Raw genomic sequence first — 25,514 nt, 5'->3', positions numbered from 1 at the left:
GCGCATGTTTCTCATGATGCTGCGGTCTTTAGCTATGCAAGGGTCTATGGTCATGCCAATGTTTCTGGATCGGCTTGCATTTATAGCCATGGCAAGGTTTATAATTATGCTGTTATTAGAGGGCGTGCAAAGATTTATGGGAAGGTTTATGGCTCTGCTAGCGTGGCTGGCTCTTGTGAAGTTTATGGCTCTGTCTATGGCAATGCAAAACTCTCATATTGTGCAAAGGTCTGGGGGCGTGCTTATGGCAATGCAAAAATAAACAAAAAAAGCAAAGAAAAGTTGGTGCCCCAAAATTGTGAGGTTTATGAAAGCGATCATGTTATCAAGATTGTTGATAAAACGGAATAAAGAACGGCATGGGGAGGCCTTCTTTATGGCTATAAACGCATCATAAGATGCATTCCTTAAAACGTATCATAAAAGAGAGAACTCCAAAAAAGAAAGCCGTGCCAATTGATTGACGCGGCTTTCTAATAGCGATTCTTATTGAGTAAAATGAATCACCCATAACGGAGTGATAAATGCATATATACAAAACGTATCATATTGCAAGCATTCTATTGTTTTTATGAAAACTTATCAAAAGGATCATAAATGATGCATATGATTTTTACTCACTCATTTGAATGAGAGAATGAATTATAGAGACTGTAAACGCTTTATGGCTATCAAACGTATTAGAATAACGTCCTTTTCTTTAAAGAGATTCATTTAAATCAAAACGCATTATAAAAATGCTTCTTTAAAACGTTTTAAAATACTAAGCTCAAAATTGAGCTGAGTGAATTTCAAATAACTGACATTCTAAAATCAAAACCTATCAAATAAATCAAAACGTTTGCTAGCTTTATCAATCCAATCAAAAGCAAATGTGTATTAAGTGAAATGTCTATAACAAAACCCGTTTTTATATTTACGCGCGTTGGTTTTTAAAAGTAGCATTTCATAAGACAAATAAACAAACGCTTTTTAGAATCTATGGTTTTTAAAATTTGCTCTGCTGTGAAATCTAGATCTTTGTTTTTTCGTAAATGAAACAATGAAACGTTCTTAAAAGCAAATGATAACTAAGTTTATAGCTGTTATATATAAAACATCAGTTTCAAATGTTTAAATATTCACTTAAAGAGGTTTTTATAAGCGTATTTTTATTTTTCTTTAAAACCTAATTTCTTTAAAAATTAGCCGGCTCAAATTTGAGCTGGTTATCTTTAAAATAGAGATTCTTTAAACATTTCGCTTTTTTCTAAAAATTTAGTAAAACCCTATGCGTTTAGATTTTACAATGGTTTTGAATTTTGCTTGCTTCTTAAAAAGGGAACTAAAATCACTCAATCCAAATTTGGATTGACCCCATTTGGTTTCGTATTTTTAAACGATAACTTTTAAAACGTTTGTTGCTCGCTTGCTTGCATGCATCATAAAAAGGCTTTTTATTTCATAAGATATAACGTTTTTAATTTCATAACTGTTGTGATGATATGTTTGTATAATGCCTGCCTATCATTTTCTAAACTTTTAGAAAGCGCTTTAAAAACGATATTGAAATCCTTTATGCACCTTTAATGAATTAAAACCTATAAGCTTATGACAGTTTCAAACGATTACTCCTTATTAAAATATTGCTATAGCATTTTTAGATTTTACGCTTCTCAATTTTGAGAATCATAATCTCATACTTGATAATGCGATTACTAATCCAATCTTTAAAACAATGCGATTTTTGAGTGATAAAAACGTATCATAAAATTTATTAACTGTTATGAATGGTAGCTGCTTTTCATTTCATTTGAATACACACATGCGTTATAATATTTACATCATGATTTGCTTTTTTATGCTCTATTCATACATGGCAATTGTTTATAAAAAATGGTCAAATGAATCACGTATAAAATTGTGGATTCTTAAGTGGATTCATATAAAATAATTACACTCAACATATTGACTTTATTGTGTTTTTATTTATAATGAGTCGTCTGCTCATTACTTCCATACATCGCTGAAGCAAATTCTTCATCTCTCAGTAACAACTTCTTAACACGCAACATATCTGATACATGATCGCTATAACTACGATTGGTGGTGATAGGGACACCATAAGTCGATTTGGTATTTTCACCCGTTCCTGATTGAAGATAAATATCTACCCAAAGATCCGTAGAGGGGTCATACACCATTCCTTCGGGAGAACTATGCGGACGGTGATTCAAACACCAGACAGAATTGGGTAATATATCCCCTGCTCTATAACCTGATAAGGGGTGACCTTCAATCGTTCCAACATCCGCACAGAGCGTATGAAACCCTCCTATCTTGCGCGAATTATTGACTGTATAACCGTTTGGATAGGTAGAGTTTTCTGAGACAACAAATTTATGAGAATCTCCCCCATCAGAAACCAAATAAACATAATAATCCTTGCCCGCCGAAAGAGACTGAACGCTTATTATTTTATCTGCCGTATTACTTGCAACCAAAATATCATTGCCTCGTATCAAGGTTAGGCGTGTTCCTTTTTTCAACGTTAATTGACTTTTCCCAGTCGCTACAAGAAACTGGGTAGGAACAGAAATAACACTTAAATTTAAGTGCTTAAGAAAATTTTTAAAATGAGGATCACTCACTAAATCCGCATTGCTTTGATGCACTGCTAAAGCAATTTGTTTTGCTTCCTTGGCTATCTCTGTTGCTTGAGAAGCTGCTGTCTTTGCTAATGTCGCCGTTGTTTGTGCAGAAGCAGCACTTGAACTTACCTTTGCTAGAGAACTCTTGAGGACACTCATTTCTTGCTTCGTATGATCTAAGCTTTGTGTAGCTTCTTCTACCAAATGTTGTGCTTTATCTACTATAGTCTTCGCATTCGCTGCTACTTGCTCTAACTGTTTTGCTTTGTTCTGTACTTCTTCAACCTCAACACCAATCAAATTCGCTTTCGCTTGTGCACTATTGGCTACTTTCTTGGCTTGACTTGCTTCCTCTTGCGCTTCTTCAGCTATCTCTTTTGCCTCTTGCGCCGTAGAATGTGCTTGACTGACGACTTGTTTGGTTTCTTCCGAAATACTCTTAGCAGATAACGCTGTTCCCATCGCTGTATTGGCTACACTCTCTACCCTTTCTGCTTTGCTCTTGGCTGCTTCGGCTAAACTTTTTAAAGTTTCTGCATCTATATGCTCTATTAACGATTTGGCTTCATTCGCTACTCTTGTCGCTTCTGATACGTCCTGTTGCGCTTGCTCTGCTTTAGAGGCTGCCCCATCCGCTGTACTTTTCGCTTCTTCAGCTATAGACTTCGCACTATCGGCTACTTGACGCGCTTTTTTGGCGTCATCCTGCGCTTCTTCCGCTGCACTCTCTGCAAAACTTGCTTTAACCTTTGCACTATCGGCTGTTTGCTTGGCTGCACTTGCTTTATTTTTGGCTTCTTCCACTAAGTTCTTGACGGCTTGTGCACTCCCTTGCCCTGCTGCTTCTCCAGAACGGACAGCCTGTTCTGCCGCTGTTTTTGCCTCTCCCGCTATTCTCGTCGCCTCACTTGCTTGCTGCTCTGCATGCTCTGCCTTCTCTTTTGCACTTGCTGCTGTGCTTTTTGCATCCTCTGCTATAGACTTCGCTGTACTCGATTGCGTCAATGATTCTGAGACTTTTTGTATCGTCTCATCATCTGTCTGCTTTGCCGAATTGGCTGTTGATACCGCCCTCTCTGCAAGGCTTTTTACATCACTCAGCGTCTCTTTAACCTCATCACAAACATTCTTGTTTGCTTGTGCTCTCTCCTTCGCTTCATTGGCTATAGTTAATGCCGTGCTTGCCGTCGTGCTCGCATCTGTCGATGCTGTTCGTGCTTGATCTGCTGTCTTTTGTGCCTCTGTGGAGGTTGCTGTCGCTTTTTCCGCTAAACTCTTTGCTTCTTCACTAACACCTTTTGCCTCATTAACTAAGGTAATCGCCTGTGAAGATTGATCCTTTGCTTCTGTAGAAGCCGTGAGAGCATTTGAAGACGCATCTTTTGCTTCTGACGCTCGTTGTTTTGCTTCTTCTGCTTTGCTCTTCGCATCTGCTGCCTCTGAAACGGCTCTCTCAATGTTTTCTTTCGCACTATGCGCTGTTGCTGTCGCTGTTTCACTTGCACTCTTGGCTTCATTGGCTGTGGTTAATGCCCTCTCTGCTACTCCCTTAGCTTCTGTCGCTGTAGTCGCCGCCGTTTCTGATGTTGCTTTCGCGCCATTAGCTACGCTCAACGCCTGTGATGCCGTCTCTTTTGCTTCTTGTACAACACTCTGTGCGGATTCCGCTTTGCTCTTCGCATCTTCTGCCAAAACCTTGATCGCTTCTCCACCGCGTATCGTTTCACCCTCTAAACGTACCGATTGCTCTGCCACTACCTTCGCTTCATTGGCTACCTTCATCGCTTCTGTTGCATTGGCTTGCGCCTCTGCTGCTTTAACTCTTGCCGTTTCTGCAACTTGTTTGGCTTCACTTGATCCGCTCTTAGCCTCTCCTGCCGTCGTTTCTATATCAGATACGCTTGCCTTAACGCTTGTGATCTCTGCTCGTACTTGTTCTACTGTCTGCCTTACCTCTGTAACCTTCTGATCTGCTCGATTGGCTGCTGTCAAAGCTGTTTCACTAATACCTTTTGCATCATTGGCTGTCGTGGAGGCTCCCTCTGCTAGTCCCTTAGATTCTTCTGCTAAACCCTTAGCTTCCTCTGCTGTCTGCTTTGCTTCTCTCGCTGACCTCTCTGCTCCTTCCGCAAGAGACTTAGATTCATCAGCTACACGCTTTGCTTCAGTCGATAAACTAACCGCTTGTTCACTCGTGGCTTTCGCTGCATGCGCAATTGTCTCTACACTGTCGGCTTTACTCTTTGCCTCTTCTGCTATGCTCTTTACAGTTTCTGTACTAACTTGCGATGATGCCTTGACTTCATTAGCTACTCTCGTGGCTTCTGTTGCACTCTGTTGGGCTTGTTCCGCTTGCCTCTGTGCATTATCCGCCGCACTTTTCGCTTCTAAGGCTGTCAACTTGACATTACTGGCTTCCTCTTTCGCTTCTTCTGAGAGCCTCTTCGCTGATTCAGCTGTTTGATTTGCTTGATCACTCGCCTCTTTTGCTGTATTCGCAACACTCTCTACGCTTTCGGCTTTCCTTTTCGCATCCATAGCTGTACTAGATGCCGTATCGGCGATTACCTTCGCAGAACTCGCTTCTTTTAAAGATTGTTCTGCTATCTTTTGCGCTTCTGTAGATGCCGTATTCGCTTTTTCCGCTAAACCTTTAACTTCTTCAAATGTTTTATTCGATTCATCAAAAGCATCCTTGTTTTCCTGAACAAGTTTCTTTGCTTCTTCTGATAATGTTTTGGCTTCACCAGCAATTCTCTTCGCATCCATAGCTGTGTTAGATGCCCTATCCGCCGTTGATTTCGCAGTCGTAGCTTCACTGAGAGCTTGTTCTGATGTCTTTTGCGCCTCTGTAGATGCCCTCGTCGCTGTGTCTGCTAACCCTTTTACTTCTTCAGAAATATTCCTAACATCATTGACTGATGTCGCCGCTGTAGATGCTCTCTCCTTCGCATCGCTTGCTTCTGTAAGCGCAGTCGTCGAGGCATTCTTGGCTTCTGCGGCTAGTTGCTTGGCTTCTTCACAAACGCTCTTACTTTCTTGGGCTAATCTCTCGGCTGCTTCCGCTTTCTTCTGAACTTCTTCTACCAAACTTTTTGTCGTTGTATCCCCTTCACGAATCGCTTGTCTATCCGCTTGTAACGCCTGCTCCGCAAATGACTTCGCTTCAGAAGCTAACCGAGATGCCGTGGTTGATTCCTGCTGTGCCTGTTCGGATTTCCTATTGGCACTATCTGCTACGCTTTTGGCTTCTAAGGCGGTTGTCTTCGAAACACTGGATTCTTGCTTTGCTTCCTCTGAGAGCCTCTTTGCAAATGTTGCCGTTTGGGTTGCCTGATCGCTCTTTTCCTTTGCTGCATTGGCAACAGTCTCTAAATTTTCTACTTTGCTCTTCGCATCCAATGCTACCTCTTGTGACGTTTCTGACGCTTGTTTTGCCCCTTCTGCGACATTCTTTGCCGCTCTTGACTCTCTTAACGCTTCATCCGCTGTTGTTTGGCTTTGTGATGCTTTTGCTATCGCCTCATCCGCTGTTCTCTTGGATAATTCTGAAAGCGTTTGTGTGGTTTCCCCCTTCTCCTTGGCTTCTCTTGCTTCTGTTAAGGCTGTCTCTACCGATGTTTGTACTTGTGATACTGTTTTTGTCAGTTCGGTAACTGAAGATGTCGCTTGCTCCGATAAACCTTTTGCCTCTTCTGCAACCCCCTTGGCTGCATTAGCTGTCGTCGACGCCATAGATGATGTTGCTTTCGCAGAACTTGCTTCTCTTAATGCTTGTTCTGATGTCTCTTTCGCAGTCTCTGCTGTCTGCTTGCCTTCTCTTACCTCTGTTAAGGCTGTCTCTATTGACGTTTGTACCTGTGATACTTTTTGAGTGAGTTCTGTAACTGAAGATGTCGCCCGTTCCGATAAAACTTTCGCATTTCCTGCCATATCCTTGGCATCATCCGCTGTCTGTTTGGCGCCATCCGCCTTAAGACTTGCTTGCGTCGCTACCGTCTTAACTTCATGACTCGTCGCTACTGCTGTCGTGGCTACTTGGGTCGTCTCCATGGCTGTTCGGGAGGCTTCTCTCGCTGTTTGTTCTGCACGATTTGCAATCGATTTCGATTCATCAGCTAACCTCTTGGCTTCTGTAGAGACATTCACTGCGCTGTCACTTATCTGCTTCACTTCTGCAAAACTTTCCAATGCCGTCGCTAATGAACCTTTCGTAACATTGATTTCCCCTGAAGCTCTATCAACGGCTGCCTTGCTCTCTTCTGCCATGTGCTTCGCTGCATCAGAGGCATTCTTGGCTTCTGCGGCTAAGCTCTTAGCGCTATCCGCTGTCTCTTTCGCAACATTGGCCGTTGTCGTCACTGCTGTAACCGCTTCACCCGTTGTCGTCACCTCTCTAAGTGCTTGCTCCGATACGCGCTTTGATTCTTCTGCAACTTGTTGGGCTCCATTCGCACGCGCCATCGCTTTTTCCGCTTCTTGCCTTGCATTAACAACCTGTTCTAACGGTGCGAAAGTTTCATACGAATACAAAGAAGCGGTCCCTAAAATCTTCGGAACAACAACACTATCTTGCGAACTACCAGAAACTATTTCTTCTCTTGTTGCTACCGGTATCAGATATTCATGACTATGATCGGGTATCTTCATCTGCCTTAATCCTTACATCATGCCTACAATAAACACTCTTTCAATTCTTCAAGCTCTTCACTTAAGCTCTCTAAACGCTTCTCTAAATCTTTCAGCGAACCATCAATCTCTGTTTTCAAAGCTGTTTTCACTAAATCAACAATCCCTTGAAGCGGCGCATGCACAAAATGATCCCCTGAATACAAAACAACCCGTACTTGAGACGGGTCGTTAAGCTCTGATATTGCAAATGGTTTGGATAACATTTCATCTCCTCATGTCTTTATCCCATAAATTATACTCACATTAACGGGGCGTGTTTCAACGCCCCCAACCCTCTCTGTCATAAGGTGATGCTCATGATGCCCCCTGTCATAAAGCCCTTCTTTTATAGGTACAGAATGGTATAAAAAACTCCCCAAGGGGTCTCGGATAAACCAAGGCAAGCGGGGCGGCTTATCCTTTTTAGTAAACCAAAAGGGAACCTCTTCTTTCATGAAGCTCTCTATTATTTTCTCACATTCAACAGCGCTAACCTGCAAGCCAGTACAGTCTCTCCTTCGCCTTGTCAAAGAAGCTTCAGAAGAAGAAACATCCCGTTTCTTTCGTGAAGAACGCTCAACCGAAGATGCTGGACCTATTAAATGTTCATGCGCTTTCAAAGAACAGCCTTGCAAACTTGCAAATGAACGCCAAGAATCTAGACCACGTTCATAATCCAGTCCTCGTAAAAACATCCCCCGAAAATCGGGAACATTAAACGTCATAACACCATCCCCCTCACCCCACGTCGTTCCTATCGCCTCAAATAAATCCCAATAAACAAAACGAGAATAAGCCTGCCCATCGCAGGGTAACCAACCTTCCGGCAAACGTTCCATCGCAAAAGGACCTATCAAACCAGACGGTAGGCGTTTTAAAGAAGAAGCTTTCTCCCTTGTTGGATTGAGAATTTGCCAACCGCTTATCTCTTCATCATACACAAGCCTATAAAGACAACCCTCTTGGATCTCGCCTCCCGATAAGGCTAATAAACCCGTTTCCGTTGCCTTATAGACGGGCTTGCCGGCTAAATTATTCAAAGCAATCGTTGTCACCCCTACATTCTTGCCCTTCGCTTTAAAACAAACCGATAGCCCATTCTTATACTCTAAAAACTGAGATTGACTTTGAAGATGTATTGCACTGGTCTTTTGTTGATCATTACCCCTAACAATCCCTTCAATCACACCCCCCGTATCGGATAAATACTCACGGACCCTTTGCATCATAAAACGCGCACTGTTATTGACTGTGTTAGGCAGCTGTCCCTCTGACCAATTAATTAAACTATCAGCACCCCCATTTTCAGATGCCGTTAAGGACCAATCATATATCGTCGACATCTAAAACCTCACGTCTTAATCCCAAACACAACACTCATATTAATCGGGCGTGTCTCACTGACACCTGAACTGACCAACTCAATATCACGCATGTGAAGATGAGAACGGGGAAAAGCTAACTTATGATGCACGCGGATATTCTCTTCTCTCACACCCAAATGTTCAGCAAGCTTTTCCCTTTGCTGCTCATTCAGCTCATAACCCCAGATAATTGTTATATCTCCACGCCAATGATCTCTCTCATTCTCATCATTAAAAATCGTAACCAATTGTCCGCCATGCTCATGCTTTCTCATGGCATCATGCTGTAATGTGCCAAGATAACGCCAACGGTCTATCTCACGGTCATCATCAACGCCTCGTAAAAAAACACCGCGCAAATCGGGAACATTAAACTCCGTCCAACTATCACTGCCACCCCACCTTGTTCTTATCGCATCATAAAGAGCTGGATAATCACTGCGCAAATAAGACTTCCCATCACACACTAACCAACCAGACGGCAAAACTTGCATCCCAAAAATCCCTATCGTACCAGTAGGATAAACCGAAATCTTCGGATCTTGTAATAAAGGCAAGGGGGTAGGATTTAAAACATGCCAACCTTCATCCCTATACACCAAGCTATAAATACACCCCTTTTGAAACTCACCGCCTGTCAAAGCACGCATGCCTAACTCTGTTGCCTTATAGACGGGCTTGCCGGCTAAAGCATTCAAAGCAATCGTTGTCACCCCTACATTCTTGCCCTTCGCTTTAAAACAAATCGATAGCCCATTCTTATACTCTAAAAACTCACAGCGGCTCTGCAACCTGATCAACGTTGTCTGTTGTTCCCCGTCAACCGTAAAGGTGTTTTCAATTATACCGCTCGTATCTGATAAATATTCCTTGATGCGCTGCATCATAAAACGCGCACTGTTGTTCAAACTACTAGGACGTTGCCCTTTGGACCAATCAATCAAATCATCACAATAGGCATTCTCAGAGGCATTTAAAGACCAATCATATATCGTCGACATCTAAAACCTCATGTCTTAATCCCAAACAAAACGCTCACATTAACTGGACGCGTCTCACCCTCATCAGAGCTTGTCAAGTCAACCTCTTGCTCCTCTAAAACGGTATAATTACCTGCAATGTAGCCCCATACATTTTCACGATCTATACCCATAAAACTCGCCAGAGAGCTCCCTCCCAACAACCCCACACGATAGCCCAACACATCCGTCGTATTCCCATCCCAAAAGTCTTCATTGCTGGTAAAATGGGGAAATGAAAGACTTTGCCCCTGATGTTGGTGCGACTCGATTAAATCGGTTTGCACACTTGCAAATCTACGATCGGCATCTATAGACCGTCCACTATCTAAGCCTCGTAAAAACATCCCCCGAAAATCGGGAACATTAAACGTCGTAACACTATTCCCTTCTCCCCAAACCGTCCCTATCGTCGCAAACAAATCACTATAATCAGTACGCGAATAAGCCTTCCCATCGCAAAGTAACCAACCTTTTGGAAGATCACGCATGCCAAATGTTCCTATAAATCCCGTTGGATAAAGACTGCTTTCTTCTTCCAATGGAAGAGAGGTAGGATTCATAAGATACCAATGATCTCCATTATAGACTAATGTATAAATGCATCCCTGCTGGATTTCCCCGCCCAATAAGACACCAACCCCTAAGGCGGTCGCTTTATAAACCGGTCTGTCCTCTAAAGCATTCAAAGCAATCGTTGTTGTTCCAATATTCTTACCCGTTGCCATAAAGCGCAAAACAATACCATTCTTATACTCCAAAAATGCCGTTTGGCTTTCAAGCCTTATCAAGGTTGTTTGTTGAGCATGATCATTTGTAACAATCCCTTCAAGCGTTCCACCCGTATCTAACAAATATTCCTTGAAACGCTGCATCATCACGCGCGCGCTCGTGTTTACACGGCTAGGGTGCTGTCCCTCTGACCAATCAATCAAATCATCCGCGCGCATGTTATCCACCGCTCTAAGCGACCAATCATATATTGTTGACATGATTTTGACCCTTAAATTCCGTAAAATGCCCGCATGAATTGTGTCATCAAAGGATTATCATCTTCACTCTCTTCTTCTTCTGAAGGCTCTTCCTGTGACGCTAATAATGCCCGTAAAACCTCTAGCAAGTTTTCTCTATTGCCAATGCCCCCTCGTGCTATAGGACTTGCTCTATAAGGTTGCTCTCCCCCATACATTTGAAAAACACGATTAACAAAATCACTTGCACGCATTGCATTATTGCCTGCATTCAAACCAACCGCATTGCTGCCAACCAATTGCGCTGCATTGGCATGGGGATTTTGTAAAAGACGGGTAGCTCCTCCTGCCCCTTGTTGATGGGCTAAATATAATTCTGCCTCTGTAGGCGCCCTTCCCAACACACGGCTTAAATGGTTGCGATTATCAAGGGTCAATCTCCCCATCGCATCGGCTGCCTGCATGGGGTCAAAACGGTCCTGCAAACCATATTGCTTAGCTGTGCTATCTATAAACTGATACAAACCACCCGCAGAAGAACGCGGATTCCTTGCATTGGGATTACCACCACTCTCCACTTGCGCAACACGGTATAAATAGCTTTCCGGCAAGCCATAACGCGCTGCTGCTTGACGGATCGCTTGATCAACTGAAGGACTATAACGAGGCATAGCTAAAACTTTCCTATTAACTATTAAATGCTTCAGAATTCCGTATCCCTGCTGTTCCCATTTCCCATATCAATCTAGATAAAGCAGCAGAAAAGCGTTTTGCACGATCTTGCGTTATTAATCCTGCCTTATGAGCTTCAATGAAATCTTGAATAATATTTGCTACCTTTTTTGAGTTATATTTCCCTACTTTCAAAGAATCCAACTCTATTATTTTTTTATCTAACTCTCGTTGAACAGCTAAACGTTTCTGACTCATTGTCATCATATGTGCATTTTTTAAAACTCTGAAAGCAGCATGCGGAAATTGCCCAATATCTTTATACTCTTTAAATCCTTGAAAGAGTTTTGGGCGAGCTCTATCTGTCAATTCTGGAATTTCCTGATAGGTTTTATTGTACAACTGTTCTAATTCGAAAGCATCTTTTAATCTTTTTAAAGAGTCTTCCCCAAAAAGAGATTTCAGTTTTTCTACATAGCTATCTGTATTGAAAAGGTTTTTATAATACTCTAGCTTATCGCTAGAATTAGCACTTTCATAATCAATTTTACTTCTTGTACCTAATTTATAAGCATCTTCAAATGATGGAGTCCTATCACCAACAGATGAAATTTTTCCCTTACTTTTATATACATTGCTTTTACCTAAGACCTCATTGATAGTAATAGAGGGACTTAAGGAATCATACCCTTCTTTTACAGCTTTAGATAAATCCTTATAAGAAGCGAAAACCTCTCTTGCTGCCTTGTAGTTTTTTGAAATATCGTCTAGCAACGCTATAAGATATTTTTCAAGTGAAACGAGATCCGCAGTATCTATTCCATCTAGATTATCACGTTGAATTTGATTGCTAATTTTCATTTTGGTTCGGTGAAGAATATCCATCGTAGGGTTATGGTGTTTTTGTACATACGCTGCATCCGTCATTATCCGATTATTAAAGTCTTGCGTCGCATCTTCATAGGCTTTCCTAAAAACTGAATGCTCCATTAACTGATTCACCTTTTTTTGGTGTTCAGGCTTTAAAGCCACACTTAATGCTGTATCATATAATGGTCCTGACTTTATACTACCTATATTATCAAAAGCTTTTTTAAGCTGTTCCGAATCTAGTATCGAAGTAGATTTATCTACCGCTTCTTCTAAAGCTCCTTCAAGTTCTCCAGCTCCTTTTCTCTTAATAAAGTTTTCATCTAGAGTTTTACCCATTCGTTCTGAAAATCCAGCGGCTCTTTTACCAAGTTCTTCATTAAATTTCTCATGAAGAACTCTATTGGTTTTCACTATATTATAAACATGTTGTCTAAAACCCGGAATAATATCACTAAGACGTGTTTCAGGTCCTTTCTTTGCAAGGGCTTCTGAAAGATTTTGAATACCAGAATTATGCGCATAACTAGCAATATTTCGTAAATTTCTCTTAGAAAAACCATCAGGAACTTTCTTTCCTGTATTGCGGATAGCGTTATATGCTTTACCCGCAACAGATCCCCCAATAGCCAAAATTGGAGCCGCTATGCTTCCAACTACAGCATTATTTATCCCACTATCTACAGAATCTCCCCATCCTACACCACTTCCAATCCCTGATAATGCTCCTGATAATGCTCCCGCTCTCGCCACAGATTTAATACCTAAATCTTTTCCTGGAATACCTATTGCTTCGCCTACAAGACGAGGCAACAAACCGGCTTTTCCAGCTCCAAATGCCGCTAAACCTAACCTACTCGCAATCCACGGTATTCCCCCTGTAGCTATCAGTGGTACAAGAGATCCTACAATATTTCCACCAAATGATAACCAAGGGTGTGCTCTATGTATTGCTCTCTGATAGGCGCGTGCCTTCTTTACAGTCTCATCGTAATTACCTCCTGATAAATGCGATAACGCGCCTTGAAGCTCATCACTAAAGTTTGATGTAAGTCCTTCTATAGCAGAACTTTTGAAAGCATCCCACATCGAAATATTTTCAGTAGGATATTCTTCTTCTAACTTTTGCATTTCTTTTGAAGACTGTGGAACCTCTGCATATCTATTTGTGACATTCTGTCTATTTATGAAATTCTGAATTTTCTCCATTATATCTTTATCTGAAATATGACCGATAACAGGTGAATAAGGAATATAACCCATATCAATACCCTTTCCCTCTAACCAGATTATATTGATCTCTAAAGAACGTACCTTTAGGTAATGCATCCTCTTGGGCTTTGTTTGTTACATATCTAAATTTTGAAATAGGCGATTGTAGCTGACCACCTTCTTGCTTATCCCAATCATTTAAAAGTTTGTATGTATTACTTCTTGCCTGCAACACTGCCTCTTTTACAGCGCTAATTTCTTGTAACAATAAATCACGAGGCAGTTTTGGATCTAAATTTCCCAAACGAGTCTGTAATGATGTAAATTCTTGTATATTCATATTTCCATACCCAGACGCTCCATTTGGTGACTTCTGTTTCATTTCCTCCAAAGTTTCACGTGCAAGATTCTTTTTAATCGCTTCAAGATTTGACTTTAATATTAAAGCATCACTGTTATTGAGTAATGAAAATACGGGTGCTAAAATATTTGTACCAGTCAATGTAGATTGAATTATCTTTTCTGTTTGCTCAAGTAACCTGATATTAGTATCCTGACTAATTATTTCATCTTTGAAAAATTGTTTTTGCCTTAGAAACTTTTCTTTTTTTTCCTCATACGTCTTACTACCCTTGATAACCTTTGCTTCCACCTCTCCAGTCTCAGGATTGCGAAAAACATCATAGTCTGCCGAAACTTTAGGTAATGTAGCATTCATTTTATTACTTGTTTGTTGAAAATTATCACGTGCATTTATTTCCCGTATAAACAACTCATTAAGCATTTGAGGATTACGTGCCATAACCCGCGCTTCTTCTTCACTGTATCCTTTAGATTTCAGATACTCGACGGTCTGGTTAACCTGTCCTCTTTGTTTATCGCCTTCATTAAGATGCTTCACTCCACTTGCAAGCACATCCCATCCAGAGCCATCAGATGGTGCTGCCGACATACCTGCAAAAAGATCTTTAAGTTTCTGGTAAGCATCTGATTGAAAAAACTTATAAGTATTGGACTGTAAAAATTTATCTAAATCTGTTGGTTCAGAAGGCGGTGTTTGTGCTGTGGACACTAATGGTTGTGCTTGAGGGACATCAACTTTAGGTTTAAGTTCTTGTAGATTATCCTCCAGTGCCTCTGGAAGAGGTGGATGATTTCCTACACCAAGAGGCATTTCCGCTCCAGAAACCATATTAGGAGGTAATGGTTCTTGTGGTTGAGGCATATTTGGTAACTTTGGTCCAGTTGGTGCATGTGCTTCCTCTGGTGACATCATACTTTCAATGGCTGACCCACCAACCATCGATGCAGTGAATTTTGGGTTCTTTGTTGCGAATTTTCCCACGGGACTCTTTGTTATTAATTGTCCCAATCTGTTCGCACCTGTAACCGCTTTAGGAGCAAGATATCTAAAAATATGCGGAGAAGCTCTCAATAACAGCCCACCTGATGCAAGTAATGGAAATAATGGAAATGCCATCACACTCTCCTTTTAAAATTATCGTTTATTATTTTACTGAGCGTTATTATCTTTCATGTAATCTAAAAAATATTTAGAAGCTCCTCCTGCCAATGCTGCTCCCATTGGACCACCTGCCATGTAACCAAAAGCCATTGGTGCTACTTGAAGTGCTAGAGAACCTATAGTTCCTACATTCTTCCAAGGGTCGTTGCCTTGCGTCTTAGAGCTTGTCATATTATTCGTCGTCGTACCGTAATTTCTTGCAAAACCATGACCAGCATTCATCAACATGTTCAGTCTGTTCCAACCTCTATTGTCTTGCTCCAGCCAACGTTCGCGGTTGGCGTCAACTAAGCGTTGATTGTAATCATTCAAAACACCGCTTCCCTGCAACATATTCGTATAAGCGTTGTTGTAAGCGGGTAATAGATTGCCTACCATGCCTAATCGATGTTTATTAAAGTCACCTAGTAAGGCATTCGCTTGTAGCATATCCTGCTTATTCTGACGATAATGATTAATCCTAGCATTTTTAGACAATGCATCAAGTTCACGCGTCAACACTTTCGTATGTGCACCAGATCCATAACCACCAGAACCTGCAAAATAGCTGTTAATCGTATCTACTACATCCTCCTTAGACTTTTGAAGGACATCTTCAAAATCTTGATCATATCCCCCTTTATAACTAGAAGCCAATTCACCTATATTTCTTTCTGCCTGCATAGGCATATTCATCAAATGATTCATATAGCTTTGATATTGATGTGGAACATTTCCAAGTCCCTCAATGGCTTGGTAGGTTGGCGCACTTAATGAGGCAACACGAGGACCACCATAAACATTGCCACCCACCCCTGTGTTATACATTTGATAGGCATCCGCACCACCTCGCTTAAAAACATTCTGCATCCAAGAAGGCGGAGCGCTTGTCTGCACCTGCTTCTGTTCTGTTGTTGTTGGTGTTTTGCTCCCCATGTCACAATTCCTTCCTGTAATAAAGCATACCTATACCGTAACCTTGCTTGTTCAGTGCACGCTTCCAACCTAACCGCCCTAAAATCTCTATCTCGAAAGCGCTATTCTCACGCGCCCAATCCTCTACAACTTTCAAATTCTCAATTTGATCAAGAACGTCCTTGCCACTACATTCACAAATCAAGGCGCGCTTCTTGCCTAAAACGGTCTCTTGTATCTGGGTCGTAACAGCCGCTAAAAAGCGCTCATCATCATCCAAAACAAGCCATAACTGTTTCTTGCCCGTGCAAATGGCTTCAAGCAATTCTTGCAACGTCATTTCATGTTTAAAACGCTCTACATACGCACGCAATGACGCAAGTATTTCTTCAAAATACGGGGCTATGCGCTCCAAATCCCAAGAACTGGTCAAATAGACTTTTGCCATTATCCCCTGCCTAAAGGACGTAAATCTACATTAAAGCCCGTAATCATCTTCCAAGATTCATGTTCTGGAATGCGTAATTTAAAACGGTGATAACGATTGCGTGAGCGACCATGATAAGCACCCGTAACATAAGAACATACCCTCTCCTTGTGCCATGTGATCGGCGTATCGTGGTTACGTAACCTTCTTTCCCCAATGCTTAAAAGACCTTGCATCGTATCAACCTCTGCAAACATCTTCGTGATAAAGCTAAAACTTCCATCCGGTGCCCCCATTTCTTGTGAAACAACCGTTGCCTCCATTGGGGCTCCTGCAAACATAACAAGATGATTTTGATCATTAAAACCACCAAGCATTGGGGCGCCACTTTGCCAACGGGGGCTGTCTAAAGAAGCCGGCAAGGACTCAAGATTTATTGAGATCTCATCTAATTGGTCTAAAGTATAACCTGTCGTAAAGACTGGAAACAACGTGAAAGGCTCGCCCTGTATCGTCGACCATTTCTGCAAACCCCAATCATAGACAAAAGTTGTTTGCTCGTTATTACCTCTCTTTAAGGACCAGTAAATCCGATTATCAACGGGATCTATAACCCCTTGCATCTCATCAAGAGCAAACTTATCAAATGTTTTAAAAACCGTTCTATCAACCTTTTCAAAACCTATCGGCAAAAGTTGACCATCGCTACTTATCTGATAAAAGCCACCATCACTCGCAAAAAAAGCATCACTGCCTCGACAAGCTATAGAGCCTGTACTGCGCACCCCTCGTTTATCTTGGATCTTTTGGAAACTATATGCAAGTTCAGCCCCTGGAATAAATAAACCAGCATAAATAGCAGAACGAAGGAAAACGAGTGGATTAGTCGATTCTGTTGCACCTTGCACATATTCTCCATCCGGAAAATCTATATGATCACATTTTTTTTGACCTATTTCCCAAAAATTTGCATCATTCAAACCTGACCAATGGATACGATTGGGGTTATCAGTCAATTGCATCAAACAAACAAAAGGTCCCCAAACCTTCACCAATCCCGCTTTTGGTGGATTGCCTCCTAAATCTTCAAATCGTTCGGAACTGAGAACCTTGAGGACTTGCGGTTTATCATTTTTGTTCACCGCAATGATGATATCTTTAAAGTTTTTATCTTTGCAAAAAGCAAATGACCATTTGTTCTCTTCATTCGCATGATACGTCACACCACTTTTACTGATGTCTTTCCAATCCTGCGTTTGACTATCATAACTATAAAGCTTTTGCTTGCCTCCTACGATGATCTTTACACCATTGCCACTTCTAAAGGCTATACAACCCAACGGCTTTTCTTCCAAAGGAACCTTAGAAACAACCATTGCACTAGCCATAGGAATGTAGCCACCATCTGCCGGTAAAACATTCACAAGCGTATCTGTAAAGCTGCCGTTGACAACCGCAACATCCGGTCTGTAATCAGCGACTGGAAAGTAAACCATCTTAGAAATCCGTTGGAATTATTCTGCTTACGTTATGACGTTGTGAAGTCTCTGCACGCAATTCATGCAACTGCTCGTTAAAGTCATTGTAAGCTGCCATTGCACAATCGGGGTCTTTTAAAATATTCTTGTAAAGTTCATATTTTGCACGCGCTTTAATCAAATCAAACGCGTGTACAAACCATGGGTGCTCCTCATCGACACTCTCTATTTCTGCTAAGCGCAATGGAGAAAGAATGAGTTGAATCTGATAGGCTTTATCTGGTGTAGGATAAAGATGCAATTTCCTATCAAAATAACTGTAATAAACCGGCGTTCCTTGCTGGTCTGATCGCAACAAAGGCTCTAAAGAAACATGGTCTTTCAACTCCAATGCAAGCTTATGATCTTGACCAGAAATCAGATAAACGCTTTTGATTTTAACAGCACTTGCGATATGGCGGGTATCGCTTGCGTCATAAACACCCTTCCCCGCCTGTGTTGTAAACACCACATCACGGCTTTCATTAAAATAAAAACTTTCTCTCTCACAAAAACGAATAGCAGCAAAAATACTTTCTTGGATTTGTGCTATGTATTCATCCCCAGTGTCATCAATCTCATCTTGAATGACAGACACAAGGTGTGAAAGCGTTTTTCTGTGACGATAAACATTTTGACCAGCCGGTATTGGTCCGCTGGTCCTAACCCGAATATAATGACGCGCCATCAAAATACCTTTTCAATGAAAGATAAAAATTGAAACGAACTTGACATGATACATCATGTGTATTATAGTGCACTAATGATACTCATTCATAAAACAATAGAATTTGATACTTGGCTTAAGAAACTTAAAGATAAAAGCGTTAAGGCTATTATTCTTCAACGTGTTGTACGCTTAAAACAAGGACTTTTCGGTGATGTTAAATTCTTTCATGGCATAGGAGAATTACGTATCCACTATGGTGCTGGTTACAGAATTTATTTTACCCAAAAAGGCTCTGATTTTATCCTTTTGTTATGCGGTGGAGATAAATCAACGCAGCAAAGAGATATTGAACAAGCGTTAAAATTAAAAGAGGAGTACAGTGATGAAAATAACCCCATTTAAACCAGAAGAATATCTTAAAGACATTGAGTCACAGAAAATTTTTCTCAATGAAGCCCTTAAAACCGGTGATGCCGCTCACATTGCCGATGCTCTTGGTATCGTTGCTCGTGCCCAAAATATGCGTGCTTTAGCAAAAGAAACCAATCGCGAACGCAGTGGATTATATCGCTCCTTAAGTAAAACGGGTGATCCCAAACTTTCTACCTTAGTTGCTGTCTTATCTGCCCTTAATTTACAACTCTCTGTACAATCTTCTACTTCATAAATTAAGGGGGAGTTGATAAATCTCTCCCCTTAATTTCAGTGATTAGTCACGAATTGCACAACCACAACGCATTCGCCCGCTGCTGTCGTTTTGTCACGGGTTGCATAAAGAGTGGTCTCCTTATCATCCCCTACAAAAGCCTTTTGATCTGTTGGCGTAAAGTCCTGTGTGCTTTGGGTCTTGATCTCTTTCTCACCGTGTTCACTCCCCCCATAAGTGCTCCCTATCTTCAATTTTGCCTCTGGAAACGCTGTCTTGACATATGCTTTTATCGAGGTAATGACTGCACCACGGGGTAAGATCCCTATTTTCTCTGTAAGGTGTTTATCTTTATGTGAGATATTCAATCGTAAGAAACTCACCTGTTGGGTGTGAAGATTTCTGCCCTGCAATGGGGCTGGTAAATAATCTGCCATCTCTTTTCTCCTTCTTTATGATTACGCTGCTGCTTCACCACTGTAGGTGGGGATAACAATCGTTCCAAAATCTTGGGCTGTCTGTGCACTATTTGGCATTTGGAAACGTGTTTTCTTCATTCCTATCAAAGTCTTGGCGGCAACACCAAATTCACGCTCATAATCAAAATACTCTTCTTTAAGAGTGTAATGCGTTGCACTATGATTTTTACCAAAACCTATAATCGCACTTTGAGCACCTAAGAACACCGCACGACGAACACTTTTAACGGCTGTAGAATCTGTTGATTTAACACCATGGGTGACATGAATTGCCTCACGTAAAACAACACCATTATACATGCCTAGTGAACCATCAAAGATTGGGTTCTTCGCACGTGACGTCGCATAAACCGATTTTTGGATATCTAACCACTCACCAACGGCTGTATTGGTACGCAATTGCATCACTTGCGTGGGGTGCAAATACAAAACATAAACATCATCACCATTAACATGAACCGGAGAGATTTGTGGATTGGCTAGCTTAGCTTGTTTTACCGCTTCATCAATCAATTTAAGACTAAAGCTATGTTTGGCTTTATCGTTGAGATCTTCATCCTTGGTTTTACCATCGGGACGAATAATACGTTCACTGCTTGGCGCCATAATCGGATTAAAACCATAATGGACTGGTTTAATATAGACTTCTCGACCATCAACATTGATCGTACGCGCTGTATAACCACACACCTGTAAAAAGAACATGATGCTTAAACGATTGGCATACCAGCGAACCAAACCTTCTTTAGCTTTCTTGCGTAAATTCGGGAGAATTCTCTGTTGGTCAATTGAGTCATCATTGGCGACACGTGCTGCATGCAAGAGCTCGTTAATGACCAACCTATCATTCATAAATTGAAGGGCTTCTTCATTACCCTCTAGAGTTTCACCTTGCGTTACACCATCTCCAAACAAATTCACAAGTAAACTAAATGTAACGCTATCCCCTGCACTCTTATGGGTTTCATTGTAAAGCTGGATAATGCTGTTTGAACTTTTCCCTATCAAGGGGGCAATTTTCGTTGCTTTTAAAACTTCATTGCTTAATTTCTGTGACCACAGTTTTACCGATTGTGGATCATGGGTTCCTATATGTGTTGTTGCCATTTTTGATTTCACCTTTCTTTGCTGTAAAAAAACCGGCTTAAAGCCGGTGTAAAATCCGCATCAAAGGCGGATTATGTTGAAAAACTTATTCCCTAATCAGGATCTGCTCCCATAATTTCATAAAAACGCGCTTCATTTTTCGGATTGGCTATCCACGCATCAAATTCCTTCTCTGACATATCGTAAAGAGTTTGTTTGGTCATCGGTCCAACACTACCCCCTCCACCAGAGGCTGTTAAGGTTCTCGCAGAATTCTGCCTACTTTGCAGCGCTGCAACTTGATTATTGCCTTGGACTGCTTGGTTTTGATAGCCTAAATTTTGCGCTATCCTATAGAGTTCTTCTGCCGGATTAACCCCTTTTTGTGCGCAAGTGGCTACAATCGTTCGCAATTCATCCCCTATAATCGCATCTATCGTGCTCTTTTGTGCATAATTGGGATAGACAGAAGACCACGCATTCAACTGCTTTGCACGCGTCTCATAAAGAAAATCTGCCGCGGCATCAAAATCACTGTATTTATCTTTAACGGATTCAACAGAATTTTCTAAAAACTGGTTCAAATGTCCATTAAATTCTTGATATTCAATCGCTTGCCTTTGTACATCTTGCTGCGCTCTAATATACGCATCCTGCTCTTGAAGCTTTTTTCCCATCCATCCCATATAGCCAATAATGTCTTGGCTAGGATCGGGAGGCGTCCCTTCTCCTTTAACCATTGGCGGCTGAGATTGGGGTTCATAAAACTTCACAAGCGCTTCACGGGCTTGCTTGGCTTGTTCTTCTGCACGTTGCCGATCTTGACTTGGAACAATCTCTGAAAGCTTTTCAACGGGCTCTGCAACCGGCTCTGGAGACGTGACATCATGGCTCTCAACCGTTTCGACCTCGTGATCGCTCTCAAAAGAGCCATCATCATCAAAAACCGGTGCTCCAACCCGATAATCTTCATTCATTCCTTCATTCATTTCTGCATTCATTCTTTAACCTTTCTCAGATACTTCTTCCTCTATACGTGGCTGCTCTTTCTCGCATGATTTGATTTTGCATCTGCTCATTGATAATGCGTTGCCGCTCTAATTCATGTTTCTGTTGCATAATCTCTGCTTCCAATTCTGCTCTCTTTTGACGCATAAAAAGTTCAATCTGCTTTCCTTGTAAATCCATCTGCTGCATCTGGCTTTTCGTTGCCATGTCTTGTTGCTTTTCTTGCAACTTCATTTCTTGTTCGGGATTCATTTGTTGCTGAGCTTGTTGCGCCATTTGCTGCTGCTGTTGCATCTTTTCACTTACGCGATTAAGCAGAGATGCAGGCAATGGAGAGTAGCGCAGCAAATCAAGCATGATATCCGGTGTCACAGCATTTTGAAGCAACGGTAACAATTGCGTGATAATGCCAAAGGTCCGCTCTTTTTCGTTCGGGCTGGTCGGTGCATCATCAACCACAATATCATAATCAACACTCATCACCGCTTCACGGGTTAAGGGAATATATTGCGCATTCTCTTCTCCAGAAATCCGCACCAAACGACCATCAGACAAGTAATTTTGTATAAGATGTAAAATAAGCTTGCCTTGACGCTTGCGATACAAACGCAACCCATCAAACAAACAAGCAAGCAGGTTTAAACTGGATTGACGCCTTTGTGCCTCTAAAATCCCTGCTTGTGAAACTTCTCGCGTTCCTATAAACTCTGGTGATAAACCGGTAACCTGATTAATTGCTTCTTTCGCTTCATTAAACAGTTGGAAAAAGCCCGTAGGAAACTGAGAAACCGGTTTTGGCTGTATCTTCCCACCTGCCAAAGCACCATTTTTTAAGACCGTAATACTATCTGCTCTGCTCCAACTTTTTACGGCTTCTCTTTCGTCTTCAAAGGCGCCCCTCTCTGCCATAATCCCGCCTTTGGATTGGCTATTGAGAATGTGCATGACTTGGCTAAAATATTTATTCGCCCATCGCTGTGGGTCTTTTGTAGGACGGACAACCCCATAAAATTGCCGTTCTATCTTATCAAAATACCCCGTTATACATTCCCAACCTAATTGACCAGAAGGAACCATCGGTTGATCGGGGCATAGTAAAACTTTCCTACCTAAAAAAGCACGTTTAACAACCTTTTTGTTAAAAGCTGCCCCTTGTATCTGAGGCATCATGCATTGGAGTTGTTTAAACTCCTCCTCGCTATAATCACGAAGTTCTCCAGTGCTTAAATCGGGCGCTTTATAATATCTCTCGCTTTCAAACCAACGGCATTCGACAAGCGTAACCATTCGTCGACCGTTTTCAACATCAATGCCTCTCTCATCATCATAAGCCTCTAAATCATTATGATGAACCCCTTCATAAGCACTCCCATCCCTCGCCCAATCCGCACTCAGTTCACTCCAATGGGCTTTCGGAAACATTTGTCTTGCAACTTCCAAAGGCTTGCGGTCCACATACCACATACGTTGTGCATCGGTTAAATTCGGTTGTACGGCTGCGCTATCCCAAACCATCTTCAACGGGTCTAAACGTGTAATAACCGGTTCACCATCAAGGCTGTTTTCATAATCAAGTCGCGTATCAGTCCAGCCCATGCCGCAGATGACAGCATCTTGGAAAGCATCCGAATCTGCATATTCCGCTTGTGCCATGTCTCTAAACCATTCCGCCGCCCCTGTAAGCAATTCACTGGGTAATGCCTTGCCTATTTGACGGGGGATAAATTGTACCTCTCGCTTATTATTACGCTCTGACCCCACAACCGCATTCACAAGCGGGGCTATCCGATTAAAGGTCATAACGGGGCGGCGTTGTTCTTTTAATGCCGCTAAATCGGCTTCATTCCACTGATCTCCATTGTAAAAACGAAAATCTTCACGGGCTTGTTCACGCCATTTGTTCACATGCTCAACATCTTCTTTGTACCAGCTCACAAGCTTGCGAAACAAGCCTTCTGTCGACAAATCTGAAATGTTGCTATCTTTGTCTAAATGCTCTTCATCATGCATCATTCTGCCATCCATGACGTGCTCTCATAAGCTTCTCTACCGCTGTAAGCTTCTCTCTTATGTTTCTGCACCGGCTGTTCATAACCCACACACATTAAGCCAAAGGCATCGGCTGCATGACTCGACCAATCATGCTCGGCGCCTAACCCTATATTCCGCTTCTCATCCCATTTCTCATGATACCAGTTCAGTGCCTTACGACCCGCTACCGTTGTTTCCTCGTTGGATAACACATTGATTTATAATGATAATCTAGCGTTATTCATATTGAATTAGAACACCGAATAACGTAAGATTCTCTCACTTCAAAGCTGTTTATCTTGAATCAATCAAAATCATTCCCTTGCACGTCAAAAGCGGGGCTGGCGTGTGGGTAAAAATTGTTAAAGAAAGGACTAAAAATGGCTCTTATGAACCGTCTTAATGCAAGGTCTGTCGCAACATTGGGGGCTGGCAAATATAATGATGGTGCTGGCTTGCTTCTTCATAAGCGTAAAGATGGGGGTGCTCAATGGCTTTATCGCTATACCCTTCACGGGCGCCGCCGTGAAATGGGCTTGGGTGCCTTGAGAGATGTTTCTTTAAAACAAGCCCGTGAATGTGCAAATCAATGGCGTTCTGTTTTACGTGAAGGTCGTGATCCCATTCAAGAACGCAACAAACAAAAGCGTGAAGCAATAAGCAATCTCCATTATTTAAAAGATATTGCTTTAGAGACTTTTGAAAGTCGGAAAGCTGAATTAAAAAATGATGGTAAAGATGGGCGTTGGTTTTCGCCTTTAAAACTGCATATTTTACCCAAATTAGGTTGCCTCCCCGTTTCAGAGATTACACAAACAGAGATACGCAACACGCTTTCCCCTATTTGGCATTCAAAAGCTGCAACAGCTAATAGGGCTCTTATTCGTCTCAATATTTGTCTCAAACATGCGGCTGCTCTAGGATTGAATGTTGACTTACAGGCAACAGAAAAAGCGCGTGCTCTCTTAGGTAAACAACGCCATAAAACACAAAATTTTCCAGCCATGGATTGGAAAGATGTCCCTGCCTTTTATAAAACACTTTGTCAAAAAACAACGATGACACATTTGGCATTACGCTTGCTTATCCTTACAGGGGTTCGTACGCGTCCTTTGCGTCATATTCGTGAAGATCAAATTGAAGATGATGTTTGGACAATTCCTGCTGAAGGTATGAAAGGTAGACGTGATGCTACAATAGAATTTCGAGTGCCTTTATCATCTGAAGCATTAAAAGTGATTAAAGAAGCGCATCCTTTGTCTCACAATGGTTTCCTTTTTTCTGCAACCGGTCGCGGTCCTCTTGCGGTAAATTGTATGGCTCAATATATGCAACAGACTGGACTTGATGCCTGCCCGCATGGTTTTCGATCTAGTTTACGCAATTGGCTTGCTGAAACAACCGATGCCCCCTATGAGGTCGCTGAAACCATTCTAAGTCACACTGTAGGTGGCAAAGTAGAGCGTGCCTATCGTCGTACTGATTATTTAGAACAGCGCCGTGTTTATATGGATAAATGGGCGGCTTATGTTACAGGTCAAGCTTAAGATATGGGGTGCAATACCCCATTATCTGTGGATAACTTTAGCTCTCTCTTCTCTCATTCTTTCTCAATTAGATTCATAAACTATCACATCAGAAAATGTATAATAAAATACTGTTTTTTATAGACTAAATACCTTTCCAATGATTCGAAAATATGGTTAATAAATACTTATGATTTGTTCCCATTTTTTACTCTTGAAAGGAAATTATAATGACAGAAAACGATATTCTTTTAACAGACCGTGAAAGTGCAAAATTGCTTCATATGAGTGTTTCA

The 25,514-nt window shown here is 41.6% G+C and carries 19 protein-coding genes and 3 pseudogenes; 5 read left to right on the top strand and 17 right to left on the bottom strand.

Going from position 1 to position 25,514, the window contains the following annotated elements:
* Window positions 1-351, top strand: a pseudogene (locus tag PVV59_RS08515) (hypothetical protein); the annotation flags it as partial.
* Between the two features lie 1,613 nt (window positions 352-1,964).
* Here the strand turns inward: PVV59_RS08515 and PVV59_RS08510 are convergent.
* From PVV59_RS08510 to PVV59_RS08455, 12 genes are read right to left on the bottom strand one after another with little or no spacing between them, the layout of a single operon-like run.
* A complete protein-coding gene (locus PVV59_RS08510) occupies window positions 1,965-7,280 on the bottom strand; it encodes a hypothetical protein (protein ID WP_273755697.1) in 5,316 nt (1,771 codons plus the stop codon).
* Window positions 7,281-7,303: 23 nt separating this feature from the next.
* Window positions 7,304-7,525 carry a hypothetical protein gene (locus PVV59_RS08505; protein ID WP_273755696.1) on the bottom strand — a complete coding sequence of 74 codons (222 nt, stop codon included), beginning with the start codon at window positions 7,523-7,525 and terminating at the stop codon, window positions 7,304-7,306.
* A 9-nt stretch (window positions 7,526-7,534) separates the two neighbouring features.
* Window positions 7,535-8,644, bottom strand: a complete 1,110-nt coding sequence (locus PVV59_RS08500; protein WP_273755695.1) for a phage tail protein — start codon at window positions 8,642-8,644, stop codon at window positions 7,535-7,537.
* A gap of 8 nt (window positions 8,645-8,652) precedes the next feature.
* Window positions 8,653-9,666, bottom strand: a complete 1,014-nt coding sequence (locus PVV59_RS08495) for a phage tail protein (RefSeq protein WP_273755694.1) — start codon at window positions 9,664-9,666, stop codon at window positions 8,653-8,655.
* 8 nt (window positions 9,667-9,674) lie between these two features.
* Window positions 9,675-10,676: a phage tail protein gene (locus tag PVV59_RS08490; protein ID WP_273755693.1), complete on the bottom strand. Its 1,002-nt coding sequence runs from the start codon at window positions 10,674-10,676 to the stop codon at window positions 9,675-9,677.
* 11 nt (window positions 10,677-10,687) lie between these two features.
* The gene (locus tag PVV59_RS08485) at window positions 10,688-11,326 is read right to left on the bottom strand and encodes a transglycosylase SLT domain-containing protein (RefSeq protein ID WP_273755692.1); all 639 of its coding nucleotides are present in this window, start codon (window positions 11,324-11,326) and stop codon (window positions 10,688-10,690) included.
* Window positions 11,327-11,342: 16 nt separating this feature from the next.
* Window positions 11,343-13,460 carry a hypothetical protein gene (locus PVV59_RS08480; protein ID WP_273755691.1) on the bottom strand — a complete coding sequence of 706 codons (2,118 nt, stop codon included), beginning with the start codon at window positions 13,458-13,460 and terminating at the stop codon, window positions 11,343-11,345.
* A gap of 1 nt (window position 13,461) precedes the next feature.
* Window positions 13,462-14,889 (bottom strand): hypothetical protein, encoded by a 1,428-nt coding sequence (locus tag PVV59_RS08475; protein WP_273755690.1) that lies wholly within the window; start codon window positions 14,887-14,889, stop codon window positions 13,462-13,464.
* Window positions 14,890-14,922: 33 nt separating this feature from the next.
* Window positions 14,923-15,849, bottom strand: a complete 927-nt coding sequence (locus tag PVV59_RS08470) for a hypothetical protein (protein WP_273755689.1) — start codon at window positions 15,847-15,849, stop codon at window positions 14,923-14,925.
* Between the two features lies 1 nt (window position 15,850).
* Window positions 15,851-16,276: a hypothetical protein gene (locus tag PVV59_RS08465; RefSeq protein WP_273755688.1), complete on the bottom strand. Its 426-nt coding sequence runs from the start codon at window positions 16,274-16,276 to the stop codon at window positions 15,851-15,853.
* Complete coding sequence (locus tag PVV59_RS08460) at window positions 16,276-17,751, bottom strand: hypothetical protein (RefSeq protein ID WP_273755687.1); 1,476 nt, start codon at window positions 17,749-17,751, stop codon at window positions 16,276-16,278. The genes PVV59_RS08465 and PVV59_RS08460 overlap by 1 nt, the downstream gene beginning before the upstream one ends.
* Window position 17,752: 1 nt before the next feature.
* Window positions 17,753-18,460 carry a hypothetical protein gene (locus tag PVV59_RS08455; protein WP_273755686.1) on the bottom strand — a complete coding sequence of 236 codons (708 nt, stop codon included), beginning with the start codon at window positions 18,458-18,460 and terminating at the stop codon, window positions 17,753-17,755.
* Window positions 18,461-18,535: 75 nt separating this feature from the next.
* Between PVV59_RS08455 and PVV59_RS08450 the strand changes: the two genes are divergently transcribed.
* A complete protein-coding gene (locus tag PVV59_RS08450; protein ID WP_120122373.1) occupies window positions 18,536-18,844 on the top strand; it encodes a type II toxin-antitoxin system RelE/ParE family toxin in 309 nt (102 codons plus the stop codon).
* Window positions 18,825-19,109 carry an addiction module antidote protein gene (locus tag PVV59_RS08445; RefSeq protein WP_273755685.1) on the top strand — a complete coding sequence of 95 codons (285 nt, stop codon included), beginning with the start codon at window positions 18,825-18,827 and terminating at the stop codon, window positions 19,107-19,109. The genes PVV59_RS08450 and PVV59_RS08445 overlap by 20 nt, the downstream gene beginning before the upstream one ends.
* A 35-nt stretch (window positions 19,110-19,144) precedes the next feature.
* On the opposite strand, the gene PVV59_RS08440 is transcribed toward PVV59_RS08445, so the two are convergent.
* The 5 genes and pseudogenes from PVV59_RS08440 to PVV59_RS08420 form a co-directional block, all read right to left on the bottom strand.
* Window positions 19,145-19,525 carry a hypothetical protein gene (locus PVV59_RS08440; protein ID WP_273755684.1) on the bottom strand — a complete coding sequence of 127 codons (381 nt, stop codon included), beginning with the start codon at window positions 19,523-19,525 and terminating at the stop codon, window positions 19,145-19,147.
* A gap of 21 nt (window positions 19,526-19,546) precedes the next feature.
* Entirely contained in the window at window positions 19,547-20,674 is a 1,128-nt protein-coding gene (locus PVV59_RS08435; RefSeq protein WP_273755683.1) for a N4-gp56 family major capsid protein, read from the bottom strand.
* Between the two features lie 92 nt (window positions 20,675-20,766).
* Window positions 20,767-21,654, bottom strand: coding sequence for a hypothetical protein (locus tag PVV59_RS08430; RefSeq protein WP_273755682.1), 888 nt, complete (start codon window positions 21,652-21,654; stop codon window positions 20,767-20,769).
* Between the two features lie 13 nt (window positions 21,655-21,667).
* On the bottom strand, window positions 21,668-23,686 hold the full coding sequence (locus tag PVV59_RS08425) for a portal protein (protein ID WP_273755681.1): 2,019 nt from the start codon (window positions 23,684-23,686) through the stop codon (window positions 21,668-21,670).
* Window positions 23,671-23,907: pseudogene (locus tag PVV59_RS08420) on the bottom strand (PBSX family phage terminase large subunit); the annotation flags it as partial. The pseudogene PVV59_RS08420 and the gene PVV59_RS08425, both read right to left, overlap by 16 nt.
* Before the next feature lie 165 nt (window positions 23,908-24,072).
* Between PVV59_RS08420 and PVV59_RS08415 the strand changes: the two are divergent.
* Together PVV59_RS08415 and PVV59_RS08410 are read left to right on the top strand one after the other, a co-directional pair.
* Window positions 24,073-25,239, top strand: a complete 1,167-nt coding sequence (locus tag PVV59_RS08415) for a site-specific integrase (RefSeq protein WP_273755680.1) — start codon at window positions 24,073-24,075, stop codon at window positions 25,237-25,239.
* A 209-nt stretch (window positions 25,240-25,448) separates the two neighbouring features.
* Window positions 25,449-25,514: pseudogene (locus tag PVV59_RS08410) on the top strand (DNA-binding protein); the annotation flags it as partial.

Source organism: Bartonella sp. MM73XJBT.G (assembly GCF_028618435.1).
Taxonomy (GTDB): domain Bacteria; phylum Pseudomonadota; class Alphaproteobacteria; order Rhizobiales; family Rhizobiaceae; genus Bartonella.
Note: the sequence above shows the minus strand (reverse complement) of the source record. Positions and strands in the feature narration are given on the sequence as shown.

Excerpts from the sequence above, each read along its gene's own strand:
- PVV59_RS08510 (WP_273755697.1), bottom strand. The coding sequence starts at position 7,280 with ATGAAGATACCCGATCATAGTCATGAATATCTGATACCGGTAGCAACA.
- PVV59_RS08505 (WP_273755696.1), bottom strand. The coding sequence starts at position 7,525 with ATGTTATCCAAACCATTTGCAATATCAGAGCTTAACGACCCGTCTCAA.
- PVV59_RS08500 (WP_273755695.1), bottom strand. The coding sequence starts at position 8,644 with ATGTCGACGATATATGATTGGTCCTTAACGGCATCTGAAAATGGGGGT.
- PVV59_RS08495 (WP_273755694.1), bottom strand. The coding sequence starts at position 9,666 with ATGTCGACGATATATGATTGGTCTTTAAATGCCTCTGAGAATGCCTAT.
- PVV59_RS08490 (WP_273755693.1), bottom strand. The coding sequence starts at position 10,676 with ATGTCAACAATATATGATTGGTCGCTTAGAGCGGTGGATAACATGCGC.
- PVV59_RS08485 (WP_273755692.1), bottom strand. The coding sequence starts at position 11,326 with ATGCCTCGTTATAGTCCTTCAGTTGATCAAGCGATCCGTCAAGCAGCA.
- PVV59_RS08480 (WP_273755691.1), bottom strand. The coding sequence starts at position 13,460 with ATGGGTTATATTCCTTATTCACCTGTTATCGGTCATATTTCAGATAAA.
- PVV59_RS08475 (WP_273755690.1), bottom strand. The coding sequence starts at position 14,889 with ATGGCATTTCCATTATTTCCATTACTTGCATCAGGTGGGCTGTTATTG.
- PVV59_RS08470 (WP_273755689.1), bottom strand. The coding sequence starts at position 15,849 with ATGGGGAGCAAAACACCAACAACAACAGAACAGAAGCAGGTGCAGACA.
- PVV59_RS08465 (WP_273755688.1), bottom strand. The coding sequence starts at position 16,276 with ATGGCAAAAGTCTATTTGACCAGTTCTTGGGATTTGGAGCGCATAGCC.
- PVV59_RS08460 (WP_273755687.1), bottom strand. The coding sequence starts at position 17,751 with ATGGTTTACTTTCCAGTCGCTGATTACAGACCGGATGTTGCGGTTGTC.
- PVV59_RS08455 (WP_273755686.1), bottom strand. The coding sequence starts at position 18,460 with ATGGCGCGTCATTATATTCGGGTTAGGACCAGCGGACCAATACCGGCT.
- PVV59_RS08450 (WP_120122373.1), top strand. The coding sequence starts at position 18,536 with ATGATACTCATTCATAAAACAATAGAATTTGATACTTGGCTTAAGAAA.
- PVV59_RS08445 (WP_273755685.1), top strand. The coding sequence starts at position 18,825 with ATGAAAATAACCCCATTTAAACCAGAAGAATATCTTAAAGACATTGAG.
- PVV59_RS08440 (WP_273755684.1), bottom strand. The coding sequence starts at position 19,525 with ATGGCAGATTATTTACCAGCCCCATTGCAGGGCAGAAATCTTCACACC.
- PVV59_RS08435 (WP_273755683.1), bottom strand. The coding sequence starts at position 20,674 with ATGGCAACAACACATATAGGAACCCATGATCCACAATCGGTAAAACTG.
- PVV59_RS08430 (WP_273755682.1), bottom strand. The coding sequence starts at position 21,654 with ATGAATGCAGAAATGAATGAAGGAATGAATGAAGATTATCGGGTTGGA.
- PVV59_RS08425 (WP_273755681.1), bottom strand. The coding sequence starts at position 23,686 with ATGGATGGCAGAATGATGCATGATGAAGAGCATTTAGACAAAGATAGC.
- PVV59_RS08415 (WP_273755680.1), top strand. The coding sequence starts at position 24,073 with ATGGCTCTTATGAACCGTCTTAATGCAAGGTCTGTCGCAACATTGGGG.